Origin of the sequence: Thermobacillus sp. (genome assembly GCF_003390775.1) — a bacterium.
GTDB classification, from domain to species: domain Bacteria; phylum Bacillota; class Bacilli; order Paenibacillales; family Paenibacillaceae; genus Thermobacillus; species Thermobacillus xylanilyticus.
Window position 1 is genome coordinate 1 of sequence record NZ_QEWA01000013.1, and the last position, 14,581, is coordinate 14,581.

Below are 14,581 nucleotides of genomic sequence, written 5' to 3' on the forward strand. Positions count from 1 at the left end.
CCGGATGAGGCGAGCGTGTACGGGATTGACTGCCGGGACGGGAGGTGTGAGTTTTGATGAGCACTATCCTTTCGGCCAAAACGGTGACGACCCGGAAACCGCACGCTTGTTGGGGCTGCGGCATCAAGTATCCGCCGGGGACGGAAATGAAGGTCGTAACGAGCGCGGACAGGGGGCTTGATACAGCCTACTGGTGCCGGACTTGTCAGGAGTATTGCAATCGTTACTTGGAGCCAGATGATGTCGTTGTGTCCGGCGAGCTCCGGTTTGAAGACCCGGAAGGCTGGGAAGCGATCAGGCAGGAGCTGGAGCAGAGGGGGGCGAGCGCGTATGGGATGGGCTGCCGCAGCGGGAGGTGTGAGCTGTGAACGTCCAATGGTATTGCAAAAAGCATGGTGTCCACTATCCGCCGTGTTATGTTTGCGAAACCGAACGGCTACGGCGAGAAAACGAACACTTGCGCGCCGAAATCGACCGCCTGAAACGCGGAGGATGGATCAGCCTGAAAGACCAGAATCCGCAAAACGGACAGAACGTCTGGATATGCTACGAGATCGATGGTCGGCGCGATACAGCAGAATCACGGTATGTGAATGGCGGTTTCATCGGATTTTGGGGCGCGAACGTCACCCACTGGATGCCGCTGCCGGAGCCGCCGAAGGAGGGATGACAGATTGATCAGCGGACACAAATACCGTCCGGTCGTGACCGTTCTCAAAGTCAAGAAGGGCGTCCCGACCGTGATCCGTGTCTCCGGGCGGGAATACGTGCTGCGGACGCCGGATCAGTTCAACATGCAGCCAAAGCCGCGCCGAGGTGAGCGGAATGTTCAGTGATCGGACATTGGCCTTCTGGCAAGGACGGATCGAGATCCTGACGGTCGCGGCCGCCCGGCACCGGGCTCATGGGGAGCATTTTCTGGTGGAGCAATGCGAGATATCGGTTCGGGTTTATACAAGAATGATTGAGCAGAAGCGGAAGAAGAGTAAAGGGGTGACGTTGGGTGATTGATGTAAAAATCTATCTCAAAAACGGATGTGTAGTTGAGTTTGTTTCGGAATTCATAGAATCTGCGAAAAATATAGACGGATCATACGGAAGACTGGAATGGAGAAATGTCAACGGAGAAGAAACATTGCTGTCGATCGACCTGAAAGAAATTGCTGCAATCACATACAAAGAACGGAAAACATAAGAATGGGGTGATGCGGATGCGACAACAACAAAACTTGACAAAGGTGTTTTTCGCCATATGTGCTGCGGACGCCGGACCAGTTCAACCAGCGGAAGGGAGCGGTGAAGCGTGACCGACCGTAACTTGATCGCTGAGCTCATCGTCCAATACAGCCAGGGCATCCGCCACCTGGACCAGTATCGCCAGTCCCTCGATCGTAGCGATCCCGACCAGGCCGATGAAGCCCGCACCGTCTCTGGCATGCTGTCGGACATGCGCTATGCGTTGGACTGGATGCGCCGCGGTCGACGGCCGGGGAGCCGGAGAGGCGCAGAACGTCGCGACATTTATCGGCGCCGGGAGCTGCTGGCGAGCGCCGAGCCGCTGACCGAGGAGGAGCGGCAGAGCCTGATCGATTGCGTGGCCGTGATGACCGAGCGGGAGTTGACTTGTTGGCTGCTTCATATGGCGCATGGGTTGACACAAAGCGAGATTGCTGATAGATTAGGGGTAACACGAACATCTGTTCAGCAGTTCATCATTCGGGCGAGAGACAAAATTCAACAGCGGATCTCGTGATTTTGTCGTATTCTTGTCGTCCGAATGTCGTCCAGATGTCGTCATTCATACCGTACCCTTCGTGCGCCCTTTTTCAGGGGCGCTTTTTGCATTTAGGGACGCAGTGGCGGAAGAGAGACGCGTAAGCACGCCCTTAATGAGGCCGGCCGAGGCAGCGCAAACAGGCTTGGGCTGGACGATGGCTGCCGTCCATGGGAGTATGGCCCATGGTTGCGTCCCGAACGCATGATGATTTCAGAGCCCCGGCCAAATGGCCAGGGCTCTTTTTCGTCCGCCGCCTCGCGGGTGAGTCACGGCCCTCACCTCCTCCGCCGAGTCCGGATCGGTGCGGGGTTCGGATAAAAAACGGGAAATTTACGAATCTCGTTCAAGATGCGCCGCAATTTTCGTGATATTCTGGTGCCGTGAAGGCAATCGCGCGGTACAAGATACATAGAAAGTCTGGCGAAACGCTGGGCTCTTTTTTTTATTTACAAAAAGGAGTGTGAACAGTGAATGAATTCATCCTGACAAGACATGCCTTCGAACGCTACTGTCAGCGGGTCGAGAGGATTAAACGCGACGAACTGGTTGAGCTGCTCCGGCAGCACGCAGAAAGACCGACGCATAAAAAACGCGGTTATATCGAGCTGGCCGGTGTGTGGTGGAGATACGGCATTCGCGACAGCGTGCTGATCCTATACACCTGTTATGGTCGGCATCACATGGACCTACCTGCTGCGATCCGATGGGCGAAACGACACCGAGACAGAATCAACCTGGGAGGGGGTGAACACATTGGCAGCCGTTAACGTCTCTGCCGGTCAAAATGTTGACGAATACAAGCCGACCACGAACGAGCGAAAATTGATCGAAGCGTTGTGCAATCCGGAAAATCGGAAATTGAATGTCACCGAACTTTGTAAAGTGGTCGGAATCAGCCGTGAGGCATACTACCGCATGTTCCGCAAACCGCAATTTGTTGAGTATTACAAGCGCGTCCAATTCGAAGCGGTTAAGCAGAACGCCGCCAAAGTGCTGGCCGCGAGTATCGAATATGCGATCAACGATCCGAAATGTCATCAGGACCGCAAAATGATATTGGAGATGGCCGGCCTTTACACCGAGAAGGTCAAGCAGGAAATCACGGGCGAAGGCGGCGGGCCGATCGGCGTAACGGTCATTTTCTCGGACAAGATGCGGCCGCCGGGTGATGCGTGATGCAGATCGTCATTCCGTACGAACCGCAGCCGCGCCAACAACTCTATCACCAGACGACGGACATCGACGAACTGCTCTATGGCGGAGCCGCGGGCGGAGGAAAGACCGAAGCGACCATATGGGACGCGCTCTATTACGGCCTGACGTATCCGCAGAGCCGGCAAATCATTTTCCGCCGGACGTTTCAGGACCTCGAACGTTCGATCATCGCGCGGACGCTGCAGGTTTATCCGCCGGAACTGGCCAAATACAACGCCAGCAAGCATACATGGACCCTGGTCAACGGCAGTATTATCGAGCTCGCGCATTGGGACCAGGATAGCGACTACCTCAAGTATCAGGGCGCCGAATATGACGTCGTGCGCTGGGAGGAGCTCACCCAATTCAAGGAGATCTGGTACGTTCTTATGCTCTCTCGCGTCCGCGGGAGCCGGCCGTATCCGCGCTTTGTCAAATCGACCACCAACCCCGGCAATGAGGGTCACGTGTGGGTGAAAAAGCGGTTCGTGGACATCGGCCCGCCGGAACAGGTTCATACCGTGCAAGAATTGACCGACGATGGCGAACCGATGTATTATCCGCAGGAACACCCGAAGGCCGGGCAACCGATCGTGTCCCGGCGCATCTTCATTCCCGCGAAGGTGTGGGACAATCAGAAACTGCTCGAGGTCGATCCCGACTATGTGGCGCGCCTCATGCGGCTGCCTGACAAAGAGCGCCGGCAGCTCCTTGAGGGCGATTGGGACGTTTTCGCCGGGCAGTATTTCGAAGAATGGAGCCGGTCAATCCACGTCGTCGAGCCGTTCGAAATCCCGCGGGAATGGCGGCGTTACCGCGCGCTGGACGAGGGATATTTCCCGGATCCGTTCGTCTGCATATGGATTGCCGTCGACCGGCAGGGCTTCGCATACGTCTACCGGGAAAAGGTGCAACGCCGGCTGCTTTCCCGCGAACAGGCGCAGCTCGTGAAGCAGCTCACCGGCGACGAAGTCATTGATTACAGCGTCGGCGATACGAGTTTCTGGAACCGCTCGAAAGTCGATACGAACGAATCGCCGGCCGAAATCTTCGCCAAAGAGGGCGTGCCGCTGATCCAGGCGAACAAGGAGCGCGTCAACGGCTGGAAACGTCTGCGCGATTGGCTCAAACCGATCGAAGTGGTCGATCCGGCCACGGGCAAAACCTACAAGACCGCAAAACTGCGGGTGTTTTCGACGTGCGTTAAGACGATCGAGGCGATCCCGGCGATGATCCATGACGAGAAAAAACCGGAAGACGTAGCCGAGCACGAACTTGACCATATACCGGACGCGCTGCGCTATTGGGCGATGAGCCGGCCGTCGCCGGCGAAGCCTGAACCGCCGAAGCATCCGACGGAACGCGAAATGGTGCAGCGGCACATCGACAAGCTGGACCGCATGGCAAAACGGAAGAAGGTGGAATATCTCGGATGAACACGCTGTTTGTGACCGCATTTCTGGTGCAGGCGGCTTTTTTTATTGCCGCGTTTCTCATTGACCGGCAGCTGTGGCGCCGGCACATCGAAGCGAAGGAACGCGAATGGAACGCCGAGCGCCGGGATCTGCTCGACCGCATCCAGGCGCCGAACTTCGGCGAGTACACGCGGAAAGCGTTGCTGGAGAAGAAACTTGAGCAGCAACCGGCCGAAAAGGAAGAACGAGTCGAATTCATATCGTAAGGAGCTGAGCGCAAATGAAACTGTTTGAACTGGTCATTGGGAACACGCGCCGCCTTGTTGCAGCCGAAGACGCCGAACAGGCGCGCCGAATCGGCCAAGACCCGACGAAGCACCCGGACATCCACTTCATGCCGTTTGAGGTGCGGGAGTTCGTATTGCCGGGATACGTGATCACGGTCACACCCGAGGAAGCGGCGGGACAGCAGGAAGCACCACCCACGGATGAACCGGACGCGCAGGATGGCGACGGCGAGGAAGACACCCGGGAAGAACGCGAAGCACTCAAGGTGTGGCTTAAGGAACATGGAATCGAATTTAACCCGCGATGGAGCACGGACAAACTGCGCGAACTTGTGCAGCAGGCGGCCACCCAAGAAGCAACTTCCGAAGCAGAACTTGAGGCCGAAACGTCCGCGCAAAACGATTCCGATGACCTGCTGATCTGATTACGCGCGTCGCTGACTGATGGCGTGGGGGGTGAGACGTTGGCGAAACTGATCAAGAAAAAAGGCCAGGACAGCGTGCAATTTGTGATGGAGCGGTTCGAAGAGGCCGAGGATTGGGCGGTTCTGCGGCAAATCCAGATCAACCGCGCCTTTTACAACAGTCGGCAATGGATCAGTTGGGATCGCGTCAACAAGACCGTATTTGTGCCCGAGCTGCGACCGGGCGAGCGGCGCCTGACGTACAACAAGATCAAGCCGGCCATCCTGACGCTGCTTGCGAAGCTTTGCAAAAACCGCGTCAAGCTCGAGGTAAAACCGGATACCAACGACATCGAGCGGATCGAGGTTGCAAAGGGCGCGTTCAAGTTCCTCAACTACCAATGGCAGGACGATTGCATGGACGCCAAAACGCGCCGGCTCAAGTTTTACATGCTCGTTGACGGGATGCCTTCGCTCAAGGTTTACGTCGACAAGTCGCAGGGCAGGGAGCTCGCCGTCGACGATGATCTGATTGATGAACTGGCGAAAGAGGCGGGCATCGATAAGGCGGCGCTCAAGCTTCCGACCAAAACCGGAAAAATCGTCACGAAGGTTGTGGACCAGCTCTCCATCTTCTACGATCCGCTGGCCGAATCGACCGAGGAAATCCGCTGGGTGATCGAGCGGAGGCCGGTTGACGTTGATGAGATCGAGGCCGAATTCGGGAAGAAGGTCGAGCCCGAGGGAAACATCGTCATGCGCAACTCATTCTACCCGGACAGTCTCGGCCAGAAACCGCGGCATTACCCGCATCACGCGATGCTGTACGACTATTGGGAGCTGCCTTGCAAGAAATATCCGAAGGGCCGCAGGATCGTCGTTGCGGGCGGAGTCGAGCTGCTGAACAGCGAAGACCCGGGCGAGTTCCCGTACATTTTCTTCCCGGCGCTTCCAATCCCGGGAACGGCCATTGCGACGGGCGTCGTAACCGACATGACGACGCCGCAGAAGTCGTACAACATCAAGCGGACGGCTGAGGCGCGCATCCTCGAAGAAATGGGCAATCCGCTCTGGCTCAAGCCAGAAGGCAGCGTCGATGACGAGGACTTGATCAACGAAATCGGCGGGATCATCACATATACGCCGTTCGGAAACATGAAACCCGAGCGCGTGCAGGGCGCATCGGTCGACAACGGATGGCAGAACGCCATGGAGCGCGACGAGGCGGACATCGAAGACATTTCAGGCGCGCATGAAATCAGCCAGGGCGCCGCGCCGCGCGGAAACAACACGCTCGGCGGGCTGCAGCTCCAAGTCGAGCAGGACGAAACCCGGCTCGCGATTCTTGTGCAGTCCTATGAGGACGGCATCAAGAAGTGGGGCGAGAAGGTGCTGCGCCTCGTCCAGAAGCACTTCCCGGAAGAACAGCAGCTCTCCATCGTCGGCGAGAACGGCGAGATCGAGGCGTTCGCGTTTGCCGGCGCCGATCTGACCGGCGGCGAAGTGGTCGACGTCGTGCCGGGCAGCTCCATGCCGACGTTGAAAGCCGTGCAGGATCAGAAAATCATGAACATGTGGTCTGCTGGCATGTTCAACGACCCGGAGACGGGCCGACCAGATGTGCGCCGTGTCGTCCGCATGCTCGGCGAGTCGATCGCAACACAGTATTTCGACGACACCGAGCAGGACGAGAACAAAGCGCTCATGGAAAACCGCACATGGCAGCAGCTATTTGCGGACGAGCAGACGGCCGCAGCGCTGATTGCCTACCAAAACGAATTGCAGACGTATCAAGAGACCATGCAGCAGGTGCAGGCGCAGGGTATTCAGCCCCACGGGGTCACTCCGCCGCAGCCGCCTGTGAAGCTTCCGGTTGTCCGCGACTTCTACGACCATGCCGTGCACATTGCGGCGCACAATCGGTTCAGGAAAACCGACGATTACGATCGTCTGCCGCCCGAACTGCAGGCGATCATTGACCAACACGTCGCCGAGCACGAACGATGGCTGGCTGCGAAGAAGCAGCAAATGGCCGCGCCGGCGCAAGTTCCAGTTCAATAACCGGGCCGTTGGTGAGAGTCCAGCGGCCCATTCTATTTCCACCAATCAGCGGGCGTTGAATTCGTCTTCGCCGCCGGGAGACAAGGAGGATGCACGATGTTGGATAACCGTCTGATTCTTGATCTGCAGCTGTTCGCAGAGGGCGAAGCAGGTGCAGCGGGCGTTGAAGATGCTCCTGCCGCCGGGGAGCAATATCAAACGAACGACGTTCCTGCCGGACAAACGGGCGTCGATGATGGACAGGCCGCCGCCGGGCCGGACGGACAGAAGGACGTCGAAAAGGCGTTCGCGAAGCGGCTCGCCGCCGAGCGCGCCAAATGGGAGCAGGAGCAGGCCGAGAAGCTGAAGGAGTTCGAGAGTCACAAGCGGATCAGCGAGTTCTTCCAGCAGTACAACGGCATGGACCTGAACGCGCTCATGGAGCGCATCGAGCTCGAGCAGCTCAAGCAACAGGCCGAGCAGCAGCAGGTTCCTGTCGAGGTCATGCGCCGCATCCAAGAGCTTGAGCAAAAGGCTGCGCTGGCCGAACAGCTCGCCCAGCAGCACGCTCAGGCGCAATGGGAGAAGACGTATCGCGAAGCGCTGGACGCCTATGTCAAGGACAAGGAAGGCGCAGACCCGGAGGCAATCAACAAATATCTGGTTGATCTGGGCGTCTCCGTCGACCCGAACAACATCACGAAATACTTCGACATGGCGTACAGGGCGCTGAAGTTCGAGGAGTTGGCGAAGCGACTCGAGGGCGCCGAGAAGGACGGCATGAAAAAGCTGATCGGCGCGAAGGGTTCGATCCCGGCGAACGTCGGTTCGTCCGGCCAAGGACAGGTGTCCAGCGGGCCGCCGAAGACGTTCGCAGATGCACGGGCGCGCGCAATGGCGCGGCTCGGCGCTACAGAAGAATGATTCAGGAGATGATGCGAAATGGCATTCGATCTGTCTGCCGCAAGCGCGGTTCTCAAGGAAGATTACCTGGGGCCGGTAAGGGAACAACTGAACAACGACAACCCGGTCATCCAGAAGCTGGTGCAGAACAAGCAACAGGCGACCGGTAAACGGTTCTACGTGCCACTGCACGTCGGTCGCAACTCCGGCGTCGGCTATCGCGCAGAAGGTGCGGCTCTGCCGGCGGCTGGCAGCCAAAAGTACAAGGAATCGACAGCCAACTGCGCGTACCTGTACGGCCGCATCGAGATCACGGGGCCGACCATCAAGGCAATGCGCAATGACAAGGGCGCGTTCATCCGCGCCGTCGAATCCGAAATGAAGGGCCTGCTGCGCGACCTGAAAGACCAACGCGCGCGGGCCCTTTTCGGCAACGGCACGGGCATGCTGGCGAAGTTCGATGCTAACTCCAACACCAACACGCTCACAGTCGACAAGGTGAAATACTTCCAGGTTGGCATGATCATCGACATCCTGCAAAGTGGCGGCACGCCTGTCGCGACTGGCCGGACCATCACGAACATCGACGAAGGAAACAAGACCATCACGATCGACGGCGCCGCCGTGACGACGTCGAATACGGACATCGCGGTTGTGACGGGCGACTACAACGTCGAAGCGATGGGCCTTGGCGGCATCATGGACAGCTCGCTGACGCTGCAAGGCATCAACCCGGCCACCAACCCGTGGTGGAAGCCGAACAGAATCGCGAACAACGGTACGCCGCGCGCGATTTCCCAGCAACTGATGCGGCAGGCCGTCGACCTGTCGGAGATCCGGGGCGGAAAGGTCGACTGGATCACGACGTCGTATGGTGTGCGGGCCGCGCTCGAGGCGATCATGCAACAGAATGTGCGGTACGTCCGCCCGATGACGCTCGAAGGCGGCTTCAACGTGCTGGAATACGACGGCATGCCGATCTTCGTCGACCGCTACCACGAGTCGAACCGCATGTACTTCCTCGATTCGAGCGAGCTGGATCTGTACCAGCTGTCGGACTTCGAATGGATGGAAGACGACAAGGGCGGCGTGTTGCGTCCGAAGTCCGGTTACGACGCATACGAGGCGACGATGTTCTGCTACGAAACGCTTGTCACCTACCGCCGGAACGCGCACACGGAACTGGCCGACATCAGCGAGCCGACCGGGTACATCGCCTGATCGGTTACAGCACATGGAGAGCCCTTCGGGGCTCTCCTATTTCTTTGCATATGGGGAGGGAAAATCGTGGCGCAGTACGACATCCACAACATTGAGGAACGCCTGCAGGCAATCGACCCGCGCATTGTACGAATCGACTTCAACCACGCCCGCGAGCGGCACGAAATCATCGCGCGGGACAACTACGGAGACGAATACATCGCTTTTACCGTGCCCTGGGGCCAGCTCGATGCGCGGGCGGAACGCGAACTGTACCGGATCCGGCCGGAACGCATGAACCCGTTCGAGGAAGTCCGCCGGGCCGAGGAACGCAAGCAGCGGGCCGAAGACAAGAAGATCCACGACATGGCGACCGATCTGGTCGAGAACATCCAATCTTCATTCCGGCACAAGCCGAGTCGGTCGATTGAATGACGAAACGGGGGTGACGCATCGTGAACCTGCGCGACCTGAAAGACCGGATCTTCCAGATGACGAACGGGATTTACCGCGATCAGGAGCACATGCGCGTGCTGGTGAATCAGGCGCTGATCGAGCTCGCGAAAGCGGCGAAGATCCAGTCAACGGCGACCATCACGACCACGCCGGGCGTCGGCGAATATCCGCTGCCGGCCGACTTCAAAGAGGCAATCAGCCTGCTGGATGGCACGCCGGACAATCCGGTCATGGAATGGCGGCTGGTTGATCCGATGTCGCCCCTCGGAGGCTTCGCGATTTATAACAGCCAACTGATCATCAAGCCGACGCCGCAGGATTCCCGGACGCTGACGCTGTTCTATTACGCCTATCCACCGGAAATGGTCAGCGATACGGACGACCTGCCGATCGACGACCGGTATGGGTATGCGATCGCGGCGTATGCGGCGGCCATGATCCTGTCGCTGCCGGGCATGGAGGGTGTGAGCCAAGGAATGATCGACCGTTACTTCCGGTTGTTTGAGGATGCGAAAGCGCGGTTCGTCGCCGACATGCAGCGGAGAAACAAGCGGACCACGGTCCGGAAGGTGGTGGATTGGTGGTCATGAAGACGTATCAGTTTTCCTGTTGCGTGCGGATCGAGGAGACAGGCGATCTGATGCCAATATATGGCCTTGTGACGCCTCCTGTCACGGCAAACACTCCGACCGAGGCAATGTACCACCCGGACACGATTGCCTTTCTAACCCAGCACAAATGCAGGGTTTTTGAGCTAATCAGGCGGTGATAGCATGAATACATGGAATGCCGGACAAATCCTGACCGTCGTGCGGACAATTAACAAGATGGACATCGACTATTTGGGTCCAGACCAGTCGACGCAGGATCAGACATTGATCCAGTTCATGAACGTCGCACTCTGGAAGCTGGCGCGCCTCATGTACAACACAGAGATCAGCGACGTGCTGACCGTCTCCGGCGATGGACCGGTCACATTCCAAAAGGGGCAGGCTGCCATTACGAACATGTTCGAGCCGCTGCGGATCATCGACGTTAACACGGGGTCCGAAATGCCGAAGCGTCCGGCTTACACATCCGCGCGTGGATGGTACTGCGAAGCACCGAATCGCAAGATCGACATCCGCGGGTTCACCGGAGATTTCGAGCTGCACTATATCCGTTACCCCCGGCAAGTCACGAAGTCAGACGATCCGGTCGACTGCCCGGAATCCGGATATCATGCGCTTATCAACGAGATTTCGGCGCAAGTGAAGCTGGTCAAGAACTTCTACGAAGAGTCCGCCGCAGCGCAAACGGCTGCGCAGGCTGGATACCCGATGGTCACGCAGGCGGCCATTTCGGCGCGCGGCCCGTCATCTGGCGGCAATCCGCCGTCGTTACGCGACGTCGACAGAGCAAGGGGTGGTTGATGTGCCAGGCGGAAAGCAACAGGCTGTCGTCCTGAACCTGAGCGTGTCCGGGGGAATCAACACCGTCGCCCAACCTACCGCGCTCGCGGAGAATCAGGCGCGCTATCTTCTGAACGGCGTGCAGCCCGCCGGCCGCCTCGGACCGTGCGCGAAGCGACCCGGGACGATACCGGTCACGACAACGCCGCTGTCTAATCCGATCCGCTGGATAACGGTTTACCGGACTGGCGCGGATGATCGCATTCTCGTGACCGCCGGCAACAAACTGTACCGACTGAACGGTACAGCGATGCAGGAAGTTTCCGGCAGTTTGAACAGCGCCGACATTTTTGACGTCGACTTCACGGACGGGAACAGCCAGTCGCGGAAAATCATCGTCGACGGCGGCAGCATAAAGGCATATGACGACGCCACAAACACGGTAGCCGCGATCACACCGGCGCCGGACGACCCGAACCCGAATCCGCCGAACGTTCTGAGCGACCTTCACACGAAAGGCATGAAATACTGTTTCAGCTATCAGGGCCATGTGTTCGTGAGCGACGGATCGGATACTTGGTGGTATTCGAAGCGCTACACGTTCGACTATTTCCCGTCCGTCCAGTGGGAGCGGTGGGTGCGCGACAACGACTACATGCAGGGGCCGGGCGTGGCCTTTGACAACGTCCTGATGCTGCCGATGCGTCGCGGGTGGGGCATCTTGTTCGGCAGCTCGTTCGACGATTTCGTCGGTAACCAGTTCCTGAACACGCGCGCCGGTGTCGTCGCGCCGCGGTCAATTGCACGGTTGACCTACCCAGACGGTCGCCAGACGATCGCGTATCTGTCCGATGACGGCGTGTATGAGATATACGATACGCAGCTTCTGGACACCGGCTCCCGGAGATATTCAACGCGGTCGATCTCCGTGGACAAGATCGACTTTGATGCTCTCGGGTTGACCGAGCAGGAGAAAGAGGCAGCGGTCGGCTATTTTGACCCGCGCACAAACCTGTATTTGCTCCGTTTCAATCGTGGATCGGAACGTCTTTGTTACGCCTACGACACGCGCAACAGTGAATGGTACCCGTGGACGAATATCAAGGCCGCCGGCTTCGCGCGGAGCGGACCGAACCTTTACTTTGCAGGCGAGACGGGGCACATTCACAAGTTCGACCAGACGCTCGGCAGCGATTGGAACGACGCGAACATGACCAGCGGCACGCCGGTTGAGTTCGTGCGAATATCCGACCTGATCGCGCTGGAGAAGACCGGCAAGATGAGCGTATTTGACGAGCTGATCATCTTCGCCCGCCAATATGCCACGAAGTCGAGCCTTGACGTTCATGTTGTGTTCTATTCGTCCAAGGTCGAAGTCGATCAGGCGCTGCGAAATCAATTTTTCACATGGGACGTTACGGCGTGGGATGAGGCGGCATGGGCGAATCTCGATTACACCGACCTTGTCAGCGCGCCGAAACCGCTGATTTTCTGCAAGACTTCGTATTTTGCACAGATCATAGTCAAGAATGATCGGGACGAACTCTGTGAAATCTACGACATGGCGTTCAAGGGACGCCTGTCGGGTTACTGAGGTGATGCCGAATGGCCCAACTTCCCGCGGACAGAACAAAGCTGAATGCGGCTGTCGCAAACCAACAGCCCTCCATCGTCGCATCCGCGCAAGCGAACCGCGAGGCGTTGATCGAGGCGTATGATACGATCGACAAACTTTACGACTTCACGTCCGGGCTTGTCGCGGGGAACATCCTCCAGCCGTACCCGTTCGGCCTCTACCGCAACGCCATCATCAATGGCAACTTCGACATCTGGCAGCGCGGGACGAGTTTTGCAGCCACGGCTTTTTTGCTTTACACCGCCGACCGATGGGCGACGGTAAATAATACAGTGAACCAAGGAACTACAATTAGCCGACAAGAAGTCTCTGGCGTGCCGGGGAGCAAGTATTGTTTGCGGTACCAGCGTAATGCCGGACAAACAGGGACTGGCCCTATGTTTGTCACGCAAAGTCTTGAATCCATCGATAGTGTAAAACTGATGGGAAACAAACTAACCTTGTCTTTTTGGGCACGCTGCGGCTCCGGTTCTTCGCTATCGTCCCTAACTGCAACCATTGCAAGCGGCACGGGTACCGATGAAAATATCCTGAATGGGTTTACTGGACATGTAACAGAGGCCACTCAGTCGTTCAATTTGACGACTGCTTGGCAGAAGTTCACATTAACCACAAGTAGCCCATTGAGCAACAAGAACCAAATTGGAATTTTGTTCGAAGTGACACCATCGGGAACTGCCGGGGCAAACGATTACTTCGAAATCACCCAAGTACAACTGAACGCCGGCGAATCGGCACTCCCTTTTCAACCGCGCAGCTTCGCGGAAGAGTTGGCGCTGTGTCAGCGGTATTATTACTCAACGGTCAACTACGGCGCGCCTTCTAGTGCGCCTGGAACGGCTTCCGGTGTGGCGATCTCCACGTCGATCGTGCAGACCAATACCAAGTTCCCGGTCACGATGCGGACGACACCAACGTTTGGCATCATCAGCAACGGCAGCCCGATCCAGATGCGCAACATAGCTACGAACACATATGTTACCCTAGCATCCCCAGTAATAAATGGTAACACAAACGGAGCTATTTATGTCGTGGTGAGCAATACTCCGTTCACTGTGGGTGATGGATACGATTTCGACATCACGGCCGACGCCGAACTATAAGGAGGGTATCATGCGTACAGGCTACAATCACTATATTCGACTCAACGAAGCAGGCGAAGTCGTCCACGGCTTTTCTGACGCGTTCGAGCAGCCGCAGGACGGCGACATCCTCGTGCTCGAAAACGGGCCGCGTCACTTCCACCAAGTTTGGCCGTGGCCGATTGTCAATGAACGCGGTCAGTACATTTCGCGCTGGATCGACGGCCAGCGGGTCGAGCGGTCGCAGGAAGAACTGGACGCCGAATGGTCCCAGCGGCCGCCGGCTCCGCCGACGATCGAACAACGACTGAAAGCCATCGAGGAATTGAACCTCGGCATTCTCTTAGGGGGTGTGTAGAGGATGATGGGCGAAGCAGCGAAGAATTTTCTTCTGTCCATGTGGCTCCAATGCCGTTTGACCGAACAACAAGTGGAACTCGCCTTTCAGCTCGGACGTATTACTGAACAGGAGCGCGATGAAATTCTCAATACACCGCGCCATTGTGACGGCTGATATGGTAGAATATACCTACCAACACATGAAGAAGGTGGAAGGAATGCGGCGGAAACTCTTACTCCTGATTGCCCTGTTCCTGTTGCTCGGTGCGACATACGCGACCGGCGCAGGCGGCCAATTTGTCAAGGTGTTCGTCAACGGTAAGCAGGTTCAGTCCGGCCAGATTATTGACGGATCGACGATGCTGCCGCTGCGTGCCATCGCGGAAGCGCTCGGCGCCCGCGTCGATTGGGACCAGGCCACGTACTCGGCGAAGATCACCACGCAGGCGCCGCCGGC

At 57.7% G+C, this 14,581-nt stretch carries 19 protein-coding genes; all 19 read left to right on the top strand.

Annotated features, from left to right (window positions below; all coding sequences use genetic code 11):
• The first annotated feature begins 56 nt into the window (after positions 1–56).
• Positions 57–368, top strand: coding sequence for a hypothetical protein (locus C6W55_RS00480; protein WP_286890773.1), 312 nt, complete (start codon positions 57–59; stop codon positions 366–368).
• On the top strand, positions 365–670 hold the full coding sequence (locus tag C6W55_RS00485; RefSeq protein ID WP_286890775.1) for a DUF551 domain-containing protein: 306 nt from the start codon (positions 365–367) through the stop codon (positions 668–670). Before C6W55_RS00480 ends, C6W55_RS00485 begins: the two co-directional genes overlap by 4 nt.
• A 4-nt stretch (positions 671–674) precedes the next feature.
• Entirely contained in the window at positions 675–836 is a 162-nt protein-coding gene (locus C6W55_RS00490; RefSeq protein WP_286890776.1) for a hypothetical protein, read from the top strand.
• Between the two features lie 467 nt (positions 837–1,303).
• Complete coding sequence (locus C6W55_RS00495) at positions 1,304–1,753, top strand: sigma factor-like helix-turn-helix DNA-binding protein (protein ID WP_286890777.1); 450 nt, start codon at positions 1,304–1,306, stop codon at positions 1,751–1,753.
• 690 nt (positions 1,754–2,443) lie between these two features.
• Complete coding sequence (locus C6W55_RS00500; protein WP_286890779.1) at positions 2,444–2,953, top strand: phBC6A51 family helix-turn-helix protein; 510 nt, start codon at positions 2,444–2,446, stop codon at positions 2,951–2,953.
• Positions 2,953–4,407 (top strand): terminase large subunit domain-containing protein, encoded by a 1,455-nt coding sequence (locus C6W55_RS00505; protein ID WP_286890780.1) that lies wholly within the window; start codon positions 2,953–2,955, stop codon positions 4,405–4,407. Before C6W55_RS00500 ends, C6W55_RS00505 begins: the two co-directional genes overlap by 1 nt.
• On the top strand, positions 4,404–4,652 hold the full coding sequence (locus C6W55_RS00510; RefSeq protein WP_286890782.1) for a hypothetical protein: 249 nt from the start codon (positions 4,404–4,406) through the stop codon (positions 4,650–4,652). The genes C6W55_RS00505 and C6W55_RS00510 overlap by 4 nt, the downstream gene beginning before the upstream one ends.
• Positions 4,653–4,666: 14 nt before the next feature.
• Complete coding sequence (locus tag C6W55_RS00515; protein WP_286890784.1) at positions 4,667–5,098, top strand: hypothetical protein; 432 nt, start codon at positions 4,667–4,669, stop codon at positions 5,096–5,098.
• 39 nt (positions 5,099–5,137) lie between these two features.
• Positions 5,138–7,138 carry a portal protein gene (locus tag C6W55_RS00520; RefSeq protein ID WP_286890786.1) on the top strand — a complete coding sequence of 667 codons (2,001 nt, stop codon included), beginning with the start codon at positions 5,138–5,140 and terminating at the stop codon, positions 7,136–7,138.
• A 96-nt stretch (positions 7,139–7,234) separates the two neighbouring features.
• Positions 7,235–8,041 carry a hypothetical protein gene (locus C6W55_RS00525; RefSeq protein WP_286890788.1) on the top strand — a complete coding sequence of 269 codons (807 nt, stop codon included), beginning with the start codon at positions 7,235–7,237 and terminating at the stop codon, positions 8,039–8,041.
• An 18-nt stretch (positions 8,042–8,059) separates the two neighbouring features.
• Positions 8,060–9,241, top strand: a complete 1,182-nt coding sequence (locus C6W55_RS00530) for a phage major capsid protein (protein ID WP_286890790.1) — start codon at positions 8,060–8,062, stop codon at positions 9,239–9,241.
• A 66-nt stretch (positions 9,242–9,307) separates the two neighbouring features.
• Positions 9,308–9,655, top strand: coding sequence for a hypothetical protein (locus tag C6W55_RS00535; RefSeq protein ID WP_286890793.1), 348 nt, complete (start codon positions 9,308–9,310; stop codon positions 9,653–9,655).
• A gap of 20 nt (positions 9,656–9,675) precedes the next feature.
• Positions 9,676–10,266: a phage adaptor protein gene (locus C6W55_RS00540; protein WP_286890795.1), complete on the top strand. Its 591-nt coding sequence runs from the start codon at positions 9,676–9,678 to the stop codon at positions 10,264–10,266.
• A gap of 183 nt (positions 10,267–10,449) precedes the next feature.
• On the top strand, positions 10,450–11,088 hold the full coding sequence (locus tag C6W55_RS00545; protein ID WP_286890797.1) for a hypothetical protein: 639 nt from the start codon (positions 10,450–10,452) through the stop codon (positions 11,086–11,088).
• Between the two features lies 1 nt (position 11,089).
• The gene (locus C6W55_RS00550; RefSeq protein ID WP_286890800.1) at positions 11,090–12,661 is read left to right on the top strand and encodes a hypothetical protein; all 1,572 of its coding nucleotides are present in this window, start codon (positions 11,090–11,092) and stop codon (positions 12,659–12,661) included.
• An 11-nt stretch (positions 12,662–12,672) separates the two neighbouring features.
• Entirely contained in the window at positions 12,673–13,806 is a 1,134-nt protein-coding gene (locus C6W55_RS00555) for a hypothetical protein (protein WP_286890803.1), read from the top strand.
• A gap of 10 nt (positions 13,807–13,816) precedes the next feature.
• Positions 13,817–14,143 (top strand): hypothetical protein, encoded by a 327-nt coding sequence (locus C6W55_RS00560; RefSeq protein ID WP_286890804.1) that lies wholly within the window; start codon positions 13,817–13,819, stop codon positions 14,141–14,143.
• Between the two features lie 3 nt (positions 14,144–14,146).
• On the top strand, positions 14,147–14,299 hold the full coding sequence (locus tag C6W55_RS00565) for a hypothetical protein (RefSeq protein ID WP_286890806.1): 153 nt from the start codon (positions 14,147–14,149) through the stop codon (positions 14,297–14,299).
• Positions 14,300–14,324: 25 nt separating this feature from the next.
• Positions 14,325–14,581: copper amine oxidase N-terminal domain-containing protein (locus tag C6W55_RS00570; protein WP_286890809.1), on the top strand; the 257-nt coding region annotated here is incomplete at its 3' end.

Bases quoted from the DNA above. Each gene is read 5' to 3' on its own strand.
- C6W55_RS00480 (WP_286890773.1), top strand. From the start codon at position 57: ATGAGCACTATCCTTTCGGCCAAAACGGTGACGACCCGGAAACCGCAC.
- C6W55_RS00500 (WP_286890779.1), top strand. From the start codon at position 2,444: ATGGTCGGCATCACATGGACCTACCTGCTGCGATCCGATGGGCGAAAC.
- C6W55_RS00505 (WP_286890780.1), top strand. From the start codon at position 2,953: ATGCAGATCGTCATTCCGTACGAACCGCAGCCGCGCCAACAACTCTAT.
- C6W55_RS00510 (WP_286890782.1), top strand. From the start codon at position 4,404: ATGAACACGCTGTTTGTGACCGCATTTCTGGTGCAGGCGGCTTTTTTT.
- C6W55_RS00515 (WP_286890784.1), top strand. From the start codon at position 4,667: ATGAAACTGTTTGAACTGGTCATTGGGAACACGCGCCGCCTTGTTGCA.
- C6W55_RS00525 (WP_286890788.1), top strand. From the start codon at position 7,235: ATGTTGGATAACCGTCTGATTCTTGATCTGCAGCTGTTCGCAGAGGGC.
- C6W55_RS00530 (WP_286890790.1), top strand. From the start codon at position 8,060: ATGGCATTCGATCTGTCTGCCGCAAGCGCGGTTCTCAAGGAAGATTAC.
- C6W55_RS00545 (WP_286890797.1), top strand. From the start codon at position 10,450: ATGAATACATGGAATGCCGGACAAATCCTGACCGTCGTGCGGACAATT.
- C6W55_RS00555 (WP_286890803.1), top strand. From the start codon at position 12,673: ATGGCCCAACTTCCCGCGGACAGAACAAAGCTGAATGCGGCTGTCGCA.
- C6W55_RS00560 (WP_286890804.1), top strand. From the start codon at position 13,817: ATGCGTACAGGCTACAATCACTATATTCGACTCAACGAAGCAGGCGAA.
- C6W55_RS00565 (WP_286890806.1), top strand. From the start codon at position 14,147: ATGATGGGCGAAGCAGCGAAGAATTTTCTTCTGTCCATGTGGCTCCAA.